Annotated in this window: 22 protein-coding genes; 6 read left to right on the top strand and 16 right to left on the bottom strand. The window is 45.1% G+C overall.

Going from position 1 to position 18,899, the window contains the following annotated elements:
• Positions 1-7 precede the first annotated feature (7 nt).
• A complete protein-coding gene (locus ACT6R0_RS05830) occupies positions 8-730 on the top strand; it encodes a response regulator transcription factor (RefSeq protein ID WP_444652144.1) in 723 nt (240 codons plus the stop codon).
• Between the two features lie 161 nt (positions 731-891).
• Here the strand turns inward: ACT6R0_RS05830 and ACT6R0_RS05825 are convergent, their stop codons facing one another.
• From ACT6R0_RS05825 to ACT6R0_RS05790, 8 genes are all read right to left on the bottom strand, one after another.
• On the bottom strand, positions 892-1,632 hold the full coding sequence (locus tag ACT6R0_RS05825) for an acyl-[acyl-carrier-protein] thioesterase (protein ID WP_444652143.1): 741 nt from the start codon (positions 1,630-1,632) through the stop codon (positions 892-894).
• Positions 1,632-2,543 carry a tRNA (adenosine(37)-N6)-dimethylallyltransferase MiaA gene (miaA, locus tag ACT6R0_RS05820; RefSeq protein ID WP_444652142.1) on the bottom strand — a complete coding sequence of 304 codons (912 nt, stop codon included), beginning with the start codon at positions 2,541-2,543 and terminating at the stop codon, positions 1,632-1,634. Before miaA ends, ACT6R0_RS05825 begins: the two co-directional genes overlap by 1 nt.
• On the bottom strand, positions 2,543-3,355 hold the full coding sequence (locus ACT6R0_RS05815; RefSeq protein WP_444652141.1) for an ion transporter: 813 nt from the start codon (positions 3,353-3,355) through the stop codon (positions 2,543-2,545). Before ACT6R0_RS05815 ends, miaA begins: the two co-directional genes overlap by 1 nt.
• 36 nt (positions 3,356-3,391) lie before the next feature.
• Positions 3,392-4,756 (bottom strand): exonuclease domain-containing protein, encoded by a 1,365-nt coding sequence (locus ACT6R0_RS05810; protein ID WP_444652140.1) that lies wholly within the window; start codon positions 4,754-4,756, stop codon positions 3,392-3,394.
• A 143-nt stretch (positions 4,757-4,899) separates the two neighbouring features.
• The gene (locus ACT6R0_RS05805; RefSeq protein WP_444652318.1) at positions 4,900-5,562 is read right to left on the bottom strand and encodes a YggS family pyridoxal phosphate-dependent enzyme; all 663 of its coding nucleotides are present in this window, start codon (positions 5,560-5,562) and stop codon (positions 4,900-4,902) included.
• A gap of 17 nt (positions 5,563-5,579) precedes the next feature.
• Positions 5,580-6,794 carry a DUF1015 domain-containing protein gene (locus tag ACT6R0_RS05800; protein WP_444652139.1) on the bottom strand — a complete coding sequence of 405 codons (1,215 nt, stop codon included), beginning with the start codon at positions 6,792-6,794 and terminating at the stop codon, positions 5,580-5,582.
• A gap of 136 nt (positions 6,795-6,930) precedes the next feature.
• A complete protein-coding gene (locus ACT6R0_RS05795) occupies positions 6,931-7,815 on the bottom strand; it encodes a 3-hydroxyacyl-CoA dehydrogenase family protein (protein WP_444652138.1) in 885 nt (294 codons plus the stop codon).
• A gap of 88 nt (positions 7,816-7,903) precedes the next feature.
• Entirely contained in the window at positions 7,904-8,878 is a 975-nt protein-coding gene (locus ACT6R0_RS05790) for a Gfo/Idh/MocA family protein (RefSeq protein WP_444652137.1), read from the bottom strand.
• Between the two features lie 158 nt (positions 8,879-9,036).
• On the opposite strand from ACT6R0_RS05790, the gene ACT6R0_RS05785 reads away from it, so the two are divergent.
• Positions 9,037-9,684 (top strand): protein-L-isoaspartate(D-aspartate) O-methyltransferase, encoded by a 648-nt coding sequence (locus ACT6R0_RS05785; protein WP_444652136.1) that lies wholly within the window; start codon positions 9,037-9,039, stop codon positions 9,682-9,684.
• A 2-nt stretch (positions 9,685-9,686) separates the two neighbouring features.
• Positions 9,687-10,337 carry a DUF1349 domain-containing protein gene (locus ACT6R0_RS05780; protein WP_444652135.1) on the top strand — a complete coding sequence of 217 codons (651 nt, stop codon included), beginning with the start codon at positions 9,687-9,689 and terminating at the stop codon, positions 10,335-10,337.
• 212 nt (positions 10,338-10,549) lie between these two features.
• On the opposite strand, the gene smpB is transcribed toward ACT6R0_RS05780, so the two are convergent.
• Together smpB and ACT6R0_RS05770 are read right to left on the bottom strand one after the other, a co-directional pair.
• Positions 10,550-11,005, bottom strand: a complete 456-nt coding sequence (gene smpB, locus ACT6R0_RS05775; RefSeq protein ID WP_444652134.1) for an SsrA-binding protein SmpB — start codon at positions 11,003-11,005, stop codon at positions 10,550-10,552.
• Between the two features lie 120 nt (positions 11,006-11,125).
• Positions 11,126-11,611, bottom strand: coding sequence for a SixA phosphatase family protein (locus ACT6R0_RS05770; protein ID WP_444652132.1), 486 nt, complete (start codon positions 11,609-11,611; stop codon positions 11,126-11,128).
• Positions 11,612-11,768: 157 nt separating this feature from the next.
• Between ACT6R0_RS05770 and ACT6R0_RS05765 the strand changes: the two genes are divergently transcribed.
• Entirely contained in the window at positions 11,769-12,008 is a 240-nt protein-coding gene (locus tag ACT6R0_RS05765; protein ID WP_444652130.1) for a VF530 family protein, read from the top strand.
• On the opposite strand, the gene ACT6R0_RS05760 is transcribed toward ACT6R0_RS05765, so the two are convergent.
• From ACT6R0_RS05760 to ACT6R0_RS05745, 4 genes are all read right to left on the bottom strand, one after another.
• Complete coding sequence (locus ACT6R0_RS05760; protein ID WP_444652128.1) at positions 12,005-13,630, bottom strand: hypothetical protein; 1,626 nt, start codon at positions 13,628-13,630, stop codon at positions 12,005-12,007. The two genes, ACT6R0_RS05765 and ACT6R0_RS05760, sit on opposite strands and share 4 nt — an antisense overlap.
• 12 nt (positions 13,631-13,642) lie before the next feature.
• Complete coding sequence (locus tag ACT6R0_RS05755; protein WP_444652126.1) at positions 13,643-14,791, bottom strand: ABC transporter ATP-binding protein; 1,149 nt, start codon at positions 14,789-14,791, stop codon at positions 13,643-13,645.
• A 102-nt stretch (positions 14,792-14,893) separates the two neighbouring features.
• Entirely contained in the window at positions 14,894-15,301 is a 408-nt protein-coding gene (locus ACT6R0_RS05750) for a hypothetical protein (RefSeq protein WP_444652124.1), read from the bottom strand.
• Positions 15,302-15,375: 74 nt separating this feature from the next.
• On the bottom strand, positions 15,376-16,227 hold the full coding sequence (locus ACT6R0_RS05745) for an aldose 1-epimerase family protein (protein WP_444652123.1): 852 nt from the start codon (positions 16,225-16,227) through the stop codon (positions 15,376-15,378).
• Between the two features lie 170 nt (positions 16,228-16,397).
• On the opposite strand from ACT6R0_RS05745, the gene ACT6R0_RS05740 reads away from it, so the two are divergent.
• On the top strand, positions 16,398-17,669 hold the full coding sequence (locus tag ACT6R0_RS05740; protein WP_444652121.1) for a retropepsin-like aspartic protease: 1,272 nt from the start codon (positions 16,398-16,400) through the stop codon (positions 17,667-17,669).
• 210 nt (positions 17,670-17,879) lie between these two features.
• On the opposite strand, the gene ACT6R0_RS05735 is transcribed toward ACT6R0_RS05740, so the two are convergent.
• Positions 17,880-18,080, bottom strand: a complete 201-nt coding sequence (locus ACT6R0_RS05735) for a hypothetical protein (RefSeq protein ID WP_444652119.1) — start codon at positions 18,078-18,080, stop codon at positions 17,880-17,882.
• 274 nt (positions 18,081-18,354) lie between these two features.
• Between ACT6R0_RS05735 and ACT6R0_RS05730 the strand changes: the two genes are divergently transcribed.
• Positions 18,355-18,597: a hypothetical protein gene (locus ACT6R0_RS05730; protein WP_444652118.1), complete on the top strand. Its 243-nt coding sequence runs from the start codon at positions 18,355-18,357 to the stop codon at positions 18,595-18,597.
• 69 nt (positions 18,598-18,666) lie between these two features.
• Here the strand turns inward: ACT6R0_RS05730 and ACT6R0_RS05725 are convergent, their stop codons facing one another.
• Entirely contained in the window at positions 18,667-18,855 is a 189-nt protein-coding gene (locus ACT6R0_RS05725; RefSeq protein ID WP_444652117.1) for a hypothetical protein, read from the bottom strand.
• Positions 18,856-18,899: the final 44 nt, after the last annotated feature.

Raw genomic sequence — 18,899 nt, 5'->3', positions numbered from 1 at the left:
ACATAGTATGGAAGAAGTAAACAAAAAGATCCTTTTGGTCGAAGACGATCCCAACTTTGGGGCGGTACTGAAAGACTATCTGTTGATCAATGATTTTGACGTTACACTGGCTAAGAACGGAATGGAAGGTTTTGAAAAGTTCAAAAAAGATAATTTTGATCTTTGCATACTGGACGTGATGATGCCTTATAAAGATGGATATACTCTGGCGCGCGAAATAAGGGAAAAAAACAAGGAAGTGCCTATCATTTTCCTTACAGCCAAATCCATGAAGGAGGATGTGCTGAAAGGCTACAAGGTTGGTGCTGACGATTACCTGAACAAGCCTTTCGACTCTGAGGTGCTTTTGATGAAGATCAAGGCCATCATACAAAGGAAAGCTTCGGAAACGAAAACCGATAACTCTAAGTTCGAGTTCCAGATCGGTAAGTTCCACCTGAACTCAAAACTGCGTTTCCTTACATTCTCAGAAGATGAGCCTATCAAGCTTTCGCCGAAAGAGAACGAGTTGCTTAAAATGCTCGCATTGCATGAGAACGACCTTATGCCAAGGGAGCTTGCCCTTACCAAGATATGGAGGGATGACAATTACTTTACATCAAGAAGTATGGACGTTTACATTGCTAAATTAAGGAAGTACCTAAAGCAGGATGAGGACGTAGAGATACTGAACATTCACGGTGAAGGTTTCAGGCTTGTTGTAAAAAACAAAGTAGCTGAAGAGAAATAATATCTGAAACAGAGATTTAAAAGCCCTGCCCCCGACAAGCAGGGCTTTTGATATTTACAGGGGTATTTGTGTGCTACTGTCATGCGGTAAATAGAGATCCGCGATGATTTGTTCGATCCGCTGCGTGCTAAGCTTAGCATGATCATCAGAGTTCAATTTTATTACCTCCAGTTCAATTCTAATGCAAAGCTCGGTTTTCCGTCTTTACTGATCGTAAAATGATCCTGACCATCATCATTGCCCTTGTTTATTTCAACTGTATCACCAAGCATCAATTCGCGCATATAGTTCATGTCGAAGCTTGCAAGCTTGTTTTTCAGTATCGGTTTAGGGTCGATCCCGTCCAGGCACCATTCAAGGTATTTTACATTATTGGCATGGAACACAATGTCAAGGTCGGATAAAACTACAGTCCTTTCTGAATGAAGTGCCGCTTCCCGTGATATGTCTACCTTTTTAAACGTTTCAACCGTTGCACGCCTTTCCGGGTATTTCTCAAAATGCTCATGGGGCAGGGCAAGGGCTTCAGGCCTGCGTAATTTTGTATTGAATACTGCCCAGAATGTTTCCGAGCCTGCTATCTTTTTATCGCCCAGGTACATTTCCAGCGCCCGTATGGAACGCGAGCCCTGCAGGTCATATATCCACGTTTTTACGGTCACGATATCGCGCCATTTAGGAAGCTCATCGATCTCTACCCGCATACGGCTCAGTACCCAGGCCTGATCGTGCTGCTGCATATCGGTAAAGCTGAGCCCGCCCATTTCGGCATGGTAGCCTGCTGTAAGTTGCAACAGGTTGCAGAGTTCGGTGTGCTTTAGCAAGCCATTAGGCGTGCACTGCAGGAAATTGATCTCCCATTCGTGGCTATATACTGATTCAAATTTTTCGGATATGGGCATTATCGTATGCTTTCAATATGGTTAATAATGTCTTCGGAAGGCGTGGTAAAGTCAAACCATTTTACCCCTTCATTACGCTGGAACCATGTCATCTGCCTTTTGGCAAATCGGCGTGTGTTCTTTTTAATTTCTTCTAATGCTTCCGTGAGGGTAATGTCGCCATCAAAATGGGCGAACAATTCGCGGTAGCCAACTGTTTGAAGCGCGTTCAATTTTTTATGTGGGTAGAGTACCCGTGCTTCCTCGACCAGCCCACTGGCTGCCATGATGTCTACACGCTCGTTGATGCGGCGGTAGGTGGTCGACCTGTCGGCTTCAAGCCCAATTATGATAGGGGTGAAGCGCCGGCTGTTCTTCTTGATATTTAGGAAAGAGGAGTAGGGCCTGCCCGAGCCGATGCTCACCTCCAAAGCCCTCATCAGCCGTTGCGGATTTTCAAGTGCGACTTTCTCATAATGTACCGGGTCGAGCCGTTTTAATTCTTCTTGCAGATATATAATACCATGTTCTTCATAATTGGTTATGAGTTCCCCGCGCACCGAGGGGTCGATGTCTGGGAAGTCGTCAAACCCTTTCAGCACCGCATCGATGTATAGCCCTGATCCGCCGACCATTACGGCAAAGTCGTTAGTTTGGTACAGTTCGTCGAGTTTGGCAATAGCATCGCGTTCAAAGTCGCCCACTGTATAATCGTCAAATATGCTGATGTTTTGTATGAAGTGATGGGGTGCGCCCTCCAGTTCTTCCGAAGAAGGCACGGCGGTCCCAATGGACATCTCCTTAAAGAATTGCCTGCTGTCGGCAGAAATGATCTCACAGTTGAAGTGCTGCGCTATCTTTATGGACAACGATGTCTTGCCGATTGCAGTTGGGCCTATGATGGTGATAAGGTATTTTGGTGAAGTTTCCATTAGTTGAGTGTATGGCCACAGTTATAGCAGAATTTTGCATTGTCCCTGTGGTGCTCGGCAGAGCAATTTGGACAGGATTGCGTATTTTCATGCGGCTGTGTGGTAATGAATTGCGCTGTAACCAGCCCTGTTGGCACAGCAATGATGCCATAACCCAATATCATGATGAGCATCGAAACGAACTGCCCGAAAGGGGTTGCAGGTGTTATATCGCCAAAGCCTACGGTGGTAAGGGTTACAATAGTCCAATAGATGCTGGTAGGTATACTGGTAAAGCCGCTTTCAGGCCCTTCTATCATGTACATGAGCGTGCCGAGGATAATGCACAATACCACTACGCTGAACAGGAATACCGCGATCTTGACCCTGCTCTTTTTTATAGCCGCAGCCAATTGGTTGGAAGCCCCAACAAAATGCACCAGCTTAAGTATCCTGAAGATACGCAGCAGGCGTATCGCCCGTATAGCTATCAGGAATCCTGTGCCGGGGAACAGTAGCCCTATGTATTTTGGAAGTGTTGCCAGCAGGTCGACAATGCCATAAAAGCTAAAGATATATTTTGCCGGCTGCTTTAAGGCAATGATACGGGCAATGTATTCAAAAGTGAAAAAGATGGTCACGACCCATTCTACCACAGCAAGCTCATACCCGTATTTTATCTTGATCGGCGCTACGCTTTCCAGCATTACGGCAACCACGCTGATGATGATAACGAAGATAAGGCTGATATCGAAAAATTTTCCGGCCGGGGTATCAGCCTCATAGATGACGGTATGGAGCTTCTTCCTGAAATTTTCCGAAATGATGGGCATGAAAGATTATTTTGTTTAATAAATATACGAGATCTGTCAGAACCGTACTATTTTCAAGCCTTTCTTTTTGTGCATGTAGTTGCGGATGATACGGCGTACATCTTTATTGTCCTCCATCGGGACAATGCTATTTTTTAGTATATCCAGCTTATGCACCTGGTAGTTGAGGTTAAAGAAGCCATAGCCTTTGTATATGCCGTCCTCGATAAGTACCACACTGCGTTCTTCAACAGTTCTTCCACGGTCAATAATGGCCATTGTCTGGTTGCTGAAAGTGTTTTCCAGGATGTATTCGTTCACACGCAGGTTATAATCCTCAGGCGCTTCCTTTTGCAGGCAGGCGCCATTGCATTCGCCCAGTTCATAAGGGAAGCAGTGTTCTTTAGCCGTCGGGTCCATGCCATTTATTTTTTGACATAGCCTGTATTTTTCAGTAGCTTTGAACAACGCGCTTTTGCCTTCGGCCGGGCCGGCAAACGATAGGACCTCTTTCCTGCGGGCATCGGTCTTTTGCAGTTTCAGGGCAATATAGCCGTTGCCGTCTGTTTCAGCATATATCGACCACGGGAAGATGTTCTTCTTCAGTGCGGCATTATAGGTTGGCCTGTTGGCTTTAATCTCACTACACTCCTTCAATAATGCAATGAGTTCACTGCCTGTGGCTTCATAGTTGACCGTAAAGGCCAGTTTTTGTATCTTTTTAGATTTGGACGAAGTGCCTGTAAAATGCTGGTTGACCCGCTTTTTTATGTTCCGGCTTTTGCCAAGGTAGATCATCTGGCCGTCTTCTTTATGTATGTAATACACACCCGTAATTGAAGGGACCTTATCCAGGAGGTCCATCAGCTTGGGCGCTATGCCTTTTATAACTTCTGTCTTTACAAGGCTTTTCAGTATCTCCTTCTCCACATCCTTTTCGAGCAAAAGCTTGAATAAGTGTACGGTCGCCAGCGCATCGCCCGTTGCACGGTGCCTGTCGGTCATGGGGATGCCCAGGGCACGGACAAGCTTGCCGAGGCTGTGGGAGGGCTGTTCCGGAAGCAATTTCTGCGAAAGCTCTACGGTACACAGTGTTTGTTTTTCGAAGTCGTAACCCAGGTTGCGGAACTCCGTGCGCAATACACGGTAGTCGAACTGGGCATTGTGAGCCACGAGTATGCAGCCTTCGGTGATCTCGATGATCCGCTTGGCTACCTCATAAAATTTGGGTGCACTGCGCAACATGGCATTATTTATGCCGGTAAGCTTCACCACAAAGGGCTGTATTGGTTTTTCGGGGTTGATCAGGCTGAAGAACTGGTCGACCACCTCATGCCCGTCATATTTATAAATGGCAATTTCGGTGATCCCTTCTTCGTTAAACTGCCCGCCGGTAGTTTCTATGTCGAGTATTGCGTACATGCCCCCTAACCCCCGAAGGGGAAATTATTATCGTAAATATTCAAAATGTCGGTCTTTAAAGCCATTAATAGCAAATATAGTAATTAAACCCGTATTTAACGATATGAGTAAGAATTCCCCCCTTTTGAGGTTAGGGGGCTGGATTAGCGAGAACCAAAAATACTGCTCCCAATGCGTACCATGGTACTTCCGCATTCAATGGCGATTTTGTAGTCACCGCTCATGCCCATGGATAAGGTTTCAGGTCTAAAGTTTAAGGTTTCAGGTTGCTTACTCAAATATTCAAATACTTCCTTTAAATGCATAAATTCCTTTCGGATCTGTTTTTCATCATCGGTAAAGGTAGCCATGCCCATAAGACCTGTAACGCGGATGTTTTTCAGCTGCTTAAATTCAGCGGAGGCCGGCAGGTCATTGAGTTCACCTTCGTCCAGGCCGAATTTTGTGTCTTCTTCGGCGATGTGCATTTGCAGCAGGCAGTCGATTACGCGGTTGTGCTTCTTCGCCTGCTTATCGATCTCGGCAAGTAGCTTCAGGCTGTCCACGCCATGTATGAGTGTTACGAACGATGCCATGTACTTTACTTTATTAGTCTGCACGTGGCCTATCATGTGCCATTGGATGTCCTTTGGCATCTCTTCATATTTGGCGGCCATTTCCTGTATCTTGTTTTCCCCGAAAATGCGCTGCCCGGTGTTGTAGGCTTCCATCAGGTCGGGCACCGGCCAGGTTTTGCTTACCGCGACCAATGTAACATGGGGTGGGAGGGAGGATCGTATTTTAGAAAGATTATCTTTTATCGTCATCATTTACAAATCTGAAATTATATCTCATAAACCACCAGCCCACTTCGGAACTTCGGTTCAATGTACGTACTTTTAGGCGGCATGATGAGGTTGTTGTCGGCCAGGTGCTTTATCTCCTCAATGCTTGCGGGGAACAGTGTGAACCCAACTTCATATTCGCCTTCGTCCACCATTTGCTTTATAGCGGTTACCGGTTTGCTGCCGGGTATATACTCTATGCGGCTGTCATTACGTAGGTCGGTTATTCCTAATAAAGGCTGTAATACTTTATCGTACAATATCTGTGCGTCCAATGCTTCGGCAACCGAACTAAAGGTAGTGTTTTTCAGGTAAAATGCGTAGAAATCTCCGTCAAGGTACATACCGTATTGGAATTTTGCTTCCGGTTTCCACAGCTGCTGGCCTTTGTTCTCAATCGTGAAGTCAGACGAAAGCGCCTTCAGGAACTTATCTTTAGTCAGTCCGTTCAGGTCGTGGATGATGCGGTTGTATTCGTAGATCTTCAGGTCATTTTCAGAGATCAGGAAACTCATGAAGTAATTGAGGTTTTCATTACCAGATGCCTTGTCTTCCTCATACAGCATTTCAGCGGAGGCCGAACGGTGGTGGCCATCGGCAATGTACAGGCTTTCCATAGCCCCAAATTTTTCTTCGAGCCAGTTTATCTCGGTATCTTCCTTTATCCGCCAAAGGGTATGCTTGTCGCGATTGGGCGAGGAGAACAGGTACAGCGGCCGCTTTTGTTTTTTATTTGAGATCCATTCGGCGATCTCGTTGTTTTCAGGGTAGGTAATGAGCACCGGCTCGGTATTGAAGCCCGTCTGGTGCAGGTAATCCTTGAAATATTCCACACGGTAGGGCAGGGTGTCCTCATGCTTTTTGATGATGTTATTCTTGTAATCATCGATCGAAGTCCCAGCGATGATCCCGGTGTAAATGCGGTTCTTGCTCTGTATCTCGTACAGGTAAAGGACCGGGCTGGCCTCGTGCTTCAATACCTGTTCGTGCTTAAATTCCTCATATCGTGTCTTCACGGCTTTGAACCGCGTTGAAGCAGATATCTTCAATTGGTTCACATAGGCAGGGTTCAGCACGTGCAGGAACGAGAATGGGTTATAGTCCAGCTGCGAGGCGAGCTCGGCGGGGCTGTAATCGTCGTAGGAACGAGAAGTTACGAGGGCTGCCTTGTCGCGCGCCGGCCGCACCGCCCTGAATGGGATTATTTTTGCCAAATCTTTTTTTTGGTTTCAGGTTTAAAGTGATCGCCTGTTTAGTACGAATTGTTATCTCAACGAAGGAAAAATCTCTGATAGTGGGGATTTCTCCTTCATTGAGATGACTGAGCATACTGAGGACTATTATTGAAAACTACTTCTTATATGCCACTTTTTCCGCCTTCTTACTTTCGGAGTAATCATAGAATCCCTCGCCGCTTTTCACGCCAAGCTTGCCGGCACGTACCATATTCACTAACAGTGGGCATGGGGCATATTTAGGGTTCTTAAAACCATCGTACATTACATTCAGGATAGAAAGGCATACATCAAGCCCAATGAAGTCGGCCAACTGCAGCGGTCCCATAGGGTGTGCCATGCCCAGCTTCATTACGGTATCAATTTCGTAAACGCCTGCCACGCCGTTGTACAGCGTCTCGATCGCCTCGTTGATCATCGGCATCAGGATGCGGTTGGCTACAAAGCCGGGATAGTCGTTCACCTCTACAGGTACTTTGCCCAGCTTCTCGCTTAGTTCCATAATGCTTTTAGTTACTTCGTCAGAAGTATTATATCCTCGGATGATCTCCACCAGCTTCATGATCGGTACAGGGTTCATGAAGTGCATGCCTATCACCTTGTCCTGCCTTGATGTTACTGCAGCGATCTGGGTGATCGAAATAGAGGAAGTATTGGTAGCCAAAATGGTTTTTGCGTCGCAATAATCATTCAGGTCCTTGAATATCTGTAGCTTCAGGTTTACGTTCTCAGTAGCGGCTTCCACTACAAGGTCGCAGTTTACCACACCATCCTGAAGGTCGGTATAGGTCACGATATTGCTGATGGTCTTGTGCTTGTCCTCTTCTGTTATCGAGCCTTTAGCCACCATACGGTCCAGGTTGGCCGCGATCGTTGCCATGCCTTTGTCCAGTGACTTTTCCGATACGTCGATAAGCTTTACATTAAATCCGCTTTGCGCGAAGGTGTGGGCAATCCCGTTGCCCATGGTTCCTGCGCCAATTACAGCTATGTTTTTCATTTTTTAAGTATGTTTAGTTTGTTTGTTGTTTGTATAAAAGCCAATTGCGAACTCACTGAATTCGCAATTGTTTATAGGAGTTTTATTACTATTTCAAATTATTCTTCGATGCCTCAATGATTCTGTAAGCTATCCGTAATGCCTCGGTCCCATCTTTCAGTGTCACCACAGGCGTAGAATCATTATTGATCGCATCGGCAAATGTTTCCAGCTCATCGAGGATGGCATTGTTGGCCTGCACATCGGGGTTATCAAAATAGATCTGCTTTTTTACGCCCTCTGCATTTTGCAAGATCATGTCGAAATCGCCCGGTACCTCCGGAGCATCCTTCATTTTAACCACTTCGCATACCTTATCTAAGAAATCGACCGATATGTAGGCATTCTTTTGGAAAAACCTCGACTTGCGCATGTTCTTCATAGAAATACGGCTTGCAGTAAGGTTGGCTACACAGCCATTCTCAAACTCGATGCGGGCATTGGTAATATCAGGGGTATCGCTGATCACCGAAACGCCGCTCGCATTAATGTGCTTCACGGGTGATCTCACCACACTCAATATCACATCGATGTCATGTATCATCAGGTCGAGTACCACAGGCACATCTGTACCGCGCGGGTTGAACTCTGCCAGGCGGTGCGTCTCGATGAACATAGGGCTCTCTATCATGGCCTTGGTTGCAATGAACGCGGGATTAAAGCGCTCCACATGGCCTACCTGCCCCTTAACGTTATGCTTTGCGGCAAGCTCCATGATCTCTTCGGCTTCTTCAACTGTATTGGAGATGGGCTTTTCCACAAAAACGTGCTTTCCGGCAAGGATGGCCTCTTTGGCACAATCATGGTGCGAAAGGGTAGGGGTTACAATGTCCACCACATCTACGGCGGCAATGAGTTCGGCTATGGTGTCGAATTTGCGGTAGCCGAATTCGCGGGCCACCTTATCAGCATTTTCACTATTGGGGTCATAAAAACCCGTTAGCTCATATTTTTCAGACTGGTTGAGCAGGCGGAGGTGGATCTTCCCGAGATGCCCCGCGCCGAGTACGCCAACTTTTAACATAAGAAGTATATTTTAAGCAAAAATAACATTATTTGCATTGAAATTCCAAAAGCGGCGTTTAAAATATCCCTTTAGTTTTATTGAATTTATAATACTCTCCTTGCTTGACAAATCACAAAAATGTTTGCTATTTTTACCGCAACTAATACAAGCCGCAATTGAAAGACACAGCCAAGCACCAGGGACTTCGCAATCAGTTGGTAAGCGTTTTGGAACAAAAAGGCATTACCGACAAAAACGTATTGGAAGCCATCCGGAAGATACCCCGCCACCTTTTCCTCAACTCGTCATTTGAGGATTATGCTTACCAGGATAAAGCATTCCCCATTGGGGCAGGTCAGACTATTTCGCAGCCCTACACGGTAGCTTACCAGTCGCAATTGCTTGAGGTAGAAAAGGACCACAAGGTACTGGAAATTGGCACAGGTTCCGGTTACCAAACGGCAGTGCTGTGCACTATGGGGGCTAAAGTATATAGTGTAGAGAGGCAGAACGAGCTGTTCAAATCGACATCTTTACTGCTTCCAAAATTAGGCATGCGCCCTAAGCACCTTTCTTTTGGCGATGGCTACAAGGGGCTGCCGAATTACGCTCCCTTCGACAGCATCATCGTGACCGCCGGGGCACCTATGATACCGAAACCGCTTATGGCACAGCTCAAAATAGGCGGCAGGCTCGTAATTCCCGTGGGTGGCGAGCACGAAGCCCAAATCATGACGCTGCTGATACGCAAAAGCGAAACGCAGTTCGAGAAGCACGAGCTGGGGAATTTCAGGTTCGTGCCTTTGTTAGAAAATAAGAATTAGATATGAAACAGTTCCTTACCGGTCTCGCCCTCATCGCGGCAAGCCATTTCACATCGGCGCAAAGCCTTGAAAAAATGCAGTGGTTCAATGAGCCTTCGCAATGGCAGATAAAAGATAAAAGCCTTATTATGCAGGTAACGCCCAAGAGCGATTACTGGCGCATTTCGCACTACGGCTTTACGGTAGACGATGCGCCTTTTTACTATGCGACCTATGGCGGCGAGTTCGAGGCCAAGGTAAAGCTGACCGGCGCCTATAAAGCCCGCTTCGACCAGATGGGGCTGATGCTGCGCATTGACCATAAGCATTATATTAAAACAGGCGTGGAATTTGTGGATGGTAAATTCAACGTCAGTACGGTAGTGACGCACGACAAGAGCGACTGGAGCGTAACGCCTTTGGATAAAGTACCGCCATTCATTTGGATAAAAGTGGTGCGCCGACTGGATGCGGTCGAGATCTACTACAGCCTTGACGATAAAAATTATATCATGACACGTAATGCACCATTGCAGGACAACACGCCTGTTATGGTGGGACTGATGGCCGCCTCACCCGATGGCAATGGTTTTGAAGCGAAGTTTGATTATTTTAGCGTAAAGCACTTGCCGGACCAAAGGAGGCTGGAATGGCTGGAGGAGCATAAGGAGTAATGTAAATTAAGTGATGAGTAAATACTATTTCAATTTCAGCACCTCTTATAATCAATTCTATCTCGAAGATAGCGAAATTAAATCTCTGGATTCTGAAGATTTATGGTATGATGAGGCATTCAATAGTAGATTGGCTGTGCATAATGGAATTATTGCCGTTGTAACATACTGCTATGGTGATGTTAAGGGAGAAATAAAAATTTTGGATAAGATTACTTATAGATCTTCTTGATCCTGTCAATATCCCTTTTACTATCGCGCTCTTTCATCGTCTCGCGCTTGTCGTAGTTCTTTTTACCGCGGCAAAGCCCGATCTCCAGTTTGGCAATGCCTTTTTCATTGGTGAACATCCGTAACGGAATGATGGTCAGCCCCTGGTTCTGCACGCTTTTGTGGAGGCTTTTCAGTTCCTTTTTGTTGAGCAGCAGCTTGCGCTCGCTTTTGGGCTTGTGGCTAAAGCTGCGGCTAAAGGCATACTCTTCGATATTGGTGTTGATAGCAAACAGTTCCATGCCCTGGAATTCGCAAAAACTTTCGGCAATGGATGCCTTCCCCAGTCGGATGGATTTTATCTCTGATCCGGCCAGTACAATGCCCGCGTCATAGCGCTCTATTATTTCGTAATCAAAGCGCGCGCGCTTGTTGAGTATGTTTACCGTTTTTTGCATAGGAGTGCAAATTTAGTGACAATAGTTTAATACAGCAATAACCACGTAAGTGAATATTTACTTAAAATAAAACAAGCCCGGCAGTTTATCCTGACGGGCTTGTTTTATATGTTGTAATGACTATAACTTTTGTACTGTCGCAGTAGGTATGCCGTCAGTAATGGTTATGGTGTATAGCTGGCTGTATTCCGCTTCAGCAATGTCTGTGTATTGGTCTTTGCCCAAAAGCTGGTTGATCTGCTTTGGCAGTGTATTGCTGTGCCCAACGATAACAATGCTTTGCCCACCCATTTTCTTTACAAGGGAGCCAAGGTAAAAGTCGGCAGCATTGTATTCAGTTACCTGAAGGCTCTTTGCGGTAGCAAGCGGCTGTGCGGTTTCGCGTGTACGGTTCGTAGCGGTTGAGTAAACTGCTGCGATATCTTTACCTGCAAAATAGGTCGACCATTGCTGCGCGCGCTGCTTTCCGGCTACAGACAGGTGCGGATCGGCAGAGGCATCGGCTTTTTCGGCATGGCGGATCAGGTAGATGGTCGTTGTGTTGTCCTGTGCCCAGGCAGAAACATTCATGATAAGTACAGTTAGGATCAGATAAAGGCTTTTCATATAAGTCCGGTTTAAATTGTTTTTATTTGCAAAAAATACTGCATTACAGTTGTACTGTAACAGCCGGGGCGGGGTTTACCCTACCTTTGGCCCATACTTTTGTGCTGATCGGTAAAAATAGTCAAATTTCTGCCGCAATATACATTACATTTACGAAATGGAAAAGCCAATTTCTAATGATCCGATGCACGGCATTACTTTAAAGATGATACTCGGGGACCTTGTAGCTTTCTATGGGTTTGATACATTGGGCGAACTCATTAAGATCCGCTGTTTTACCTATGACCCGAGCATTAAGTCAAGCCTTGCATTTTTGCGCAAGACCCCCTGGGCCCGCAAAGAGGTTGAAGAGCTGTACATCCGTACATTACCCAAGATCAGGCAGCACAAGCCTTAAGACTCCGCGAGGCCCTTCCAGCGTTTTATCGCATTGGTGAAAAAGTACATGAAGATCACGAACCCCAGCACTAACGCGGATATGATGATCACCGGATTATCTTCAATAAAGGCTTCAAATGCTGTTTGGTGCACTTGTTTTGCCATCCAATAGTCATCATAATCGCCCGTATATCTTTTCCAGGTGTAATACGCTACGATCTCTTTAGCTGTAAAAAGCAGTACGGGCAACACGAACGGCGTTAACCAGAGCAGTATGTTAAGCACTATCGCGGTGTGGCCCTTAGATCGTTTTCTGGAAAGGAAATACAACAGTAATCCTAAGACTATACAAAGCCAGAGTATAAAATAGAACATTTCCTGGTTACGGCTGAAAAATGGTGAGGCAAGGTATTTTTCCAATATCGCAAAAGTTACGAATGCAGTTAACAATGCCGCAAGCCCAAAAGCCACGAGGGCTATAAGCCATGCCCTGCCCGAGGTTACCCTGAAAGAAAATATTAGTAATGATAGTCCCATTGCAAAGCAAACATAGGCCATGGCAATGGGCCAATCTATTTCAGGATTAACATATGATTGAGATACATCTGCGTAGGCATGCTCCAGCTGGTTTAGCGGCACTGCATATTTAGGATAGATGTAGGTTACGCTGTCTATGACCCTTATGTAATTCGAGATCGTGTCTATGTGCTTTATGTATTCTTCTGTAGAAGTTACCGTATCGGCTTCAACGGCATAGTCAACCATGGCAACCTCTTCTTCATACGGAACATTATCGGCACTTACAGCCCTCATGGTTTCCTGCACTTCATAGCGTTCTATGCGCCCCACCGTTATGTATTTTGAGAAGGCCGGGTAATTATACACAAGTTCCAGCCATTTTTCCGGCGTAAGGCTTGTTTTTGCTTTATGGTCTTTTACGATCTTATCGAACTCCTTCATCAGCCATAGTACGGAGTCCTTGCGGCCTTCTGCCAACCAGCCTTTTACGCGGTCCTGGTTGAGTGAATCCTTGCCGTCCCTTTGATAGGAAAAGTCGGCGGTCTCTTTATTAAGGAGCGAATTCAGCGGATACCTTTTACCCCTGAAAGTGGTGTAGTTGCGCTTCTTGTAAACTGGCCGGTCATTTACCCATGTCTGGTCTACGCCGTCATCTTCAAAGCCGCCATCGGCGAACAGGGATACCATGCTTATGACATCAATGCGGTGCGAAAACTCTTCTTCCGAAAAATAGCTCCTTCCGCGCACATCCTGGCCATACAGGAATGAGAGCGAGTACGTACAGTTTATTACACAGGCCAGGACCAGCAGCAGCCACTCTTTGTAAAGCGCCTTGCCCTTTATCGGGTAATAGGACTTGAAGGCATTATTGCGCAGGTAAAATACCAGCCATAAAATGACGATCAGCAAAGCCAGGACAACGCTGAGCATAATGACAATAGCAGGGGTGGGGTCGATATAATACATCGAATTTTCAGGGCCAAAATCTACAGCACCGTGATCAAAGCCCCAGGCAAAGAATACGATATTAAGCAGCACTCCCGCAATAATGACCGGGACAATGCGCATATTCCACAAAAGAGGGTAGCGCAGCAATAATTTATGTTGGATGTTCTTGAACATGTCAGTAAGTGTTTAGGATACGAAAAAACGTCGGGTAGAGTTGGATATGTTCCTGAAGTAGATAACAGGTACCTCATTGGCTATGGCGATACTCATGAAGTCATGGATGGTTTTCTCATCGGTGAATGTCGCTACATAGGTGCCGCCGTTAAACTGCAGCGATACAAGTCCGTTGCCAGCGAAAATATCGTTGAGCCTGCTTTGTGTCCACTCGCTTTCAAATTCGATCACAAGGTCTTTCATTTCAGAAGCGGCTTCGTCATTGTGAAGGTTTTTCTGTACGCCCTGTTTCAGGAATATCACCTGGTCTGATGTCTTTTCCACTTCATACAATTGCTGTGAGCTTAGTATGATCCCGATCGGCCTGAATGCCGACTTGGCTATCGCCCTGAAGTCTTCCAGCACTGTTTGCTGGGCAAGTATGTCCAGGTTGGCCAATGGCTCGTCTATCAGCAAAACTTTTGGCTTGCGCAAAAGCATGCGTGCCAGCTCAAAGCGCATTTTGTATCCTGATGACAAGTGTTTCCAGCTGTGCGACCTGAATTTGCGCAGTCCCAATCGGGCAATGATGAGGTTTACCACCAGTTCGTTCTCTTCAGGTGTGTAGCCATACATCGCCGCGGTAAATACAAGGTTCTCGAACATTGAGCCATACCAGGTGTCGGTACGTTGCGGTATGTAAACCAGTTGCGTGCGAAGGTCGTAGGCATCTTTATACGGAAATGCATATTCTACTTTTCCGGATGTGGTATACAGCTCGCCGCACAGTACCCTGAGCAGGGTGGTCTTGCCATTGCCGTTCTCACCTACAAGCCCCACGATGTCGCCCGCATACAGGCTGAGGTTTACCGGGCCGAGCGCAAAGGATGAGTGCGAATATTGCTTTTGTATATGGATGGCCTCAAGGACCTTTTCCCTTTTGGGCATTTGCCTATCAGAAAGGAAAACATGCAACTCATCCAGTATTATGCTTAGTTCCCTGCTCTTTGCCTCATCGTCGGGGTTGTCATCCAGCCTGTCGAGCAGTGCGTTGGTTTTTTTGTAAAATGCGACTGATAGCGTATCGAGCGTAAAGTCGATAACACGCTTTATTACCAGTGCATAGTCTCCGAAGCGCAGCAGGTCGCGCACCTCGTCATATTGTCTTTGGAATTCGTTCATTTGGTCAGTTGGTGTAGGTACCAAATATATTAAACAAGTGGTTACCATAAACATAAAAATCTTCCTTGTGGGAAGATTTTTATGATAGCCTATTTTTTTGATCTAATCCACAGTAACAGTAACTGTTTTAGTAATGAACACATTCGTATCAACTACGAATTTAAGTTCATAAGTTCCTGCTGCCGAAGCTGTGAACGTATACGGCTTTGTTTGCGTAGCAGTAGGTGTATTGGTACAATCGCAGCCGGGATAGTCAACCAGCGCTACGATCTGTTTAGGAAAACCGTTGGTCTCCAAAAAACGGTTGAACACACCGCAATCATTACCCACCCTAAAAGTTACATTAAAGGTTATAGGTACATTTACAAGAGTTGTTTCGGGGCCGGTCACCGCAGTAGTAGCCATTTGGGCATTAAAAAAACAAGTTTGCGGTCCATTGTCTACACTACATGCCGCAGTAGCTGCAATGACAATAATTAATGCGATGAATCTAAGTTTGAGCGTTTTCATGATCTTTAAATAAAAATGGTTTTACATGTAGATGACACCTTGACCGATTGGTTGCGTCGATAGCCACTGTTTTATCATAAAATTATAATGCTAAAGCCCGCCCTGAACTTTTCGCCTTCCGACAAGATCGTAATGGCTTCTTTCTCAATGATATTCCCGGAAGCATTTTCAGGGTCCGAATAGCCAAGCCAGGGCTCTATACATACAAAGGGCGCTTTTTCTTTTGTCCATATGCCCAGGTGTGGGAAATCGCTAAAGGCCACCTTGAGGAATGGGTCTCCGTTCTTTGCTATCTTCAGGCTTCGGGAGGTGTGGCTTTTCAGGATGAGCGCGTCGTTTTCAAACAGGTCATAATTGAGTGGCAGCACTGTGCCTTTAACCGGAAGCTCGATAGTTTTTGATGACAGCAGGTCGTTTTCCAGCTGCGTACTTACGGGTGTTTCATCGTTCTCAAAAACAAGGCTGTAGTCTTCAAAATTACCGGGAAGGGCAAATGCGGGGTGTGCCCCAATGGAAAACGGCATGTCAGCAGTGCCTTTGTTCGTTACCGTATAATAAATGTGCAATGTGTTCTCATTAAGGATGTAGGACAGTTCCAGTTCAAAATCAAATGGGTACATCCTTTTAGTATCATCATTGGATGAGAACGTCAACACGATGCAGCTGTCTTCCTGCTGCTTTACCGAAAACATATTGTCGCGGGCAAAACCATGGCGGGTCATACCGTAGGTTTGGCCTTCATAAAGATAGCTGTTGTTGCGTAGTGTGCCCACTATCGGGAACAGTACAGGAGAATGCTTGCCCCAAAAAGAAGGGTCGCCTTCCCAAATGTATTCCCTGCCTTTGTTGTCCTTCAGGGAGTTGAGTTCGGCGCCTTTCGGGTTGATCGCAGCAGTTAGCAGGCCGTTGGTAATGATTATGTCCACTATTAAAATTATTAGGTTCAGTAGGCTAATTTAATGAATACACCATAGGTATGGTATAAAGGTGTTTATAAAATATTACCGGAATGGTTATAACCTGTATAGAAATTGGATCAACGTTTCTAACGTTCTCTATTACAATTCCCTTATGTTTGCATGATCAAAATACTGCTATGAAAAAATTATTGTTACTCACACTGGCTGTTTCCGTATCCTTTATTGCGAACGCACAGAAAACGGGGCAGGGTGATCTCTATGCTAAAGCACAAAAAATGCTTGAAGCAAAAGATTATTTCAACGCGGAAGACTTTGTATATCAAAATGATAAGCACTTCGCAAAGTTTGAAAGCCTTGTACTTCAGGCCAACCTGGATAATATTTTCAATAACCCGGAACTATCTAATGAAAAGATAGCCAAATTATTTAAGGGATCAGGCAGGGAAATAGGCGACTCACTCAAGCTTGGGCTATTAAGGCTAAAGCATGCCAACCACGCACGCCTTTTTGAATATGCCGCAGCATACAAAACTGCCAAGCAGGTATTGGCAGGCCCATCAAAATATCTTACTGACGATGAAGCGAAAGACTTTGCCAACATGGCCAATATATGGTCATTGCTCAAAAAGCAGCCCAGGCAGGAAGTTATAATAAATAAGGATGCATTTATCAAAATGACACGGGACAAGGCCAACCTTGCCAACCTTCCCGTGAAGGCTAACGCCACCACCATCGACTTCATTTTTGATACCGGCGCTAACCTTTCAACCGTAACTGAAAGTACCGCCCTAAAGATGGGGATGAACATACTTGGCGGAAGTATAGAGGTAGGCTCGATAACGGGTGCTACCGTGCATGCAAAAATGGCGGTATGCAGGGAACTCAGTATTGATAACACCGTGGTAAAAAACGCCGTATTCCTGGTATTCCCTGATGAGGCACTGGCATTTCCCCAAATTGATTACCAGATCAACGGCATCATCGGCTTTCCCGTTATTGAAGCTATGGGCGAGATACAGATCACAAAAGCTGATGAATTTATAATAACGCACCATATATCGCCGGTAAGCGGGTCGGAAATGGCACTCGACTTCCTTATTCCCGTAATCAGGATAGGAGACGAGCACTACACCTTCGATACCGGGGCTGTGGGTACTTCTTTGTATCCGAAATACTTTGAGAAGCACAAAGACGAAATTAGATCAAAATACACGGGATCGGATATTGAATTTGGCGGTGCGGGTGGCATGACTACCAAAAAAGGATATATTATAACCTTTAGCCCAGTCATACACGGAAGATCGATCGATATAAAGAATGTACATCTTTTAACCGAAGCGGCAAGTGATAACGATAAATTCTTTTATGGGAATATAGGGCAGGACCTGATAAAGCAATTTGACAGCATGACCATCAGCTTCCGCAGTATGTTCATCCGATTCGATTAAAGTAGGATTTACCAATTCCCGGCAAGTTCTGCGATCTTTTGCGATGCGGTCTCGTTAAATCGCAGTATGGATCTCATGATCCAAAAGTCAGGGAGCGTATCCCATGCTGGATATATTCAGGTAGTGTAAGCACCTCCCACACACGTGGAGGAGGTGCATCTATCCTTATATATTCTTTACTGTAAAGGACTTTTCTATAGATATTATAGGCTATGCGTGCGAGTCGTCACGTGTCTTTTTTACAAGACCGATACCGGCAATGAAAAATATCAGGCCAATAACGCCATATATGGCGGTTGTCTTAATGTTTTGTTCACCTGTAGAGGTGTTCGCAAAGATATACGCCGCGTAAATAAGGCCAACTATGCCAAGTACCGTAAGGATGGCACCAAATAATCGTTTTAAGTTCATGGTAGTAGTATTTAGTAAGATTTAAACAAAGTTCTAAGTAATTTAAATAATATAATGAAGCTTTGTAAAAACATTAACACACATCGATGAATATCTTTCAGTGATCTTTGAAAAGTGCCCGCAGCGTTGGGATACATTAGTTTGTGTAGTCTTTTGCTTTCAAATGAAATACTAAATAAAAGTTATATAGTATTAAACTGTTATGAGGTGATGATTTAATTGCAGAAATTAGCAACATGATTTGAACGGAAGTTTATCTCTAAATCACTCAACTATGAAATTAATATACCTTACCATCTCGATCGCTATCCTGCTCTTTTCAGGATATATGCTGCTAAACGATTTTAATTTCGATAATACCAGCTTCAGCAATTACCTTATAACTGCCGTGCTGATCCTGCTGACTTCGTGCTTAACGGTAGGAGGTTTGGCGTGGCTGTATTCGGCCCGCAAGAAAAATAACTACAAAGGTATCATGACCATTCGTGAATACTACGACTATAAGAGCGCCCGATGAATTAAGATACAACGCTTTTTTAAGAAAACCCGGAAATGTAAGCCCGGGTTTTCGCTTTTTATAAAAGCTTTATTTTTTCTTTTTGCCCCAGTTGCTTTTCAGCTTTTTATAAGAGGATCGTGCAACGGTCTTTTTGCTTTTGGGACGCGATATGCCTTTCCTCTTGCGGGCATTGATGTTATTCACCAGTGAATTCTTTACACCAAGTTTATTCTTTTTGGCACTGCGCTTTTTCGCTTTTTTCTTTACTTTGCTCATTATCTTAAGGTTTTACACCTAAAGGTAATAAGTAAGTATTAATG

The sequence above is a fragment of the Flavobacterium sp. genome (assembly GCF_052437795.1).
GTDB lineage: Bacteria > Bacteroidota > Bacteroidia > Flavobacteriales > Flavobacteriaceae > Flavobacterium.
This window is presented reverse-complemented; position numbering and strand designations above follow the sequence as displayed.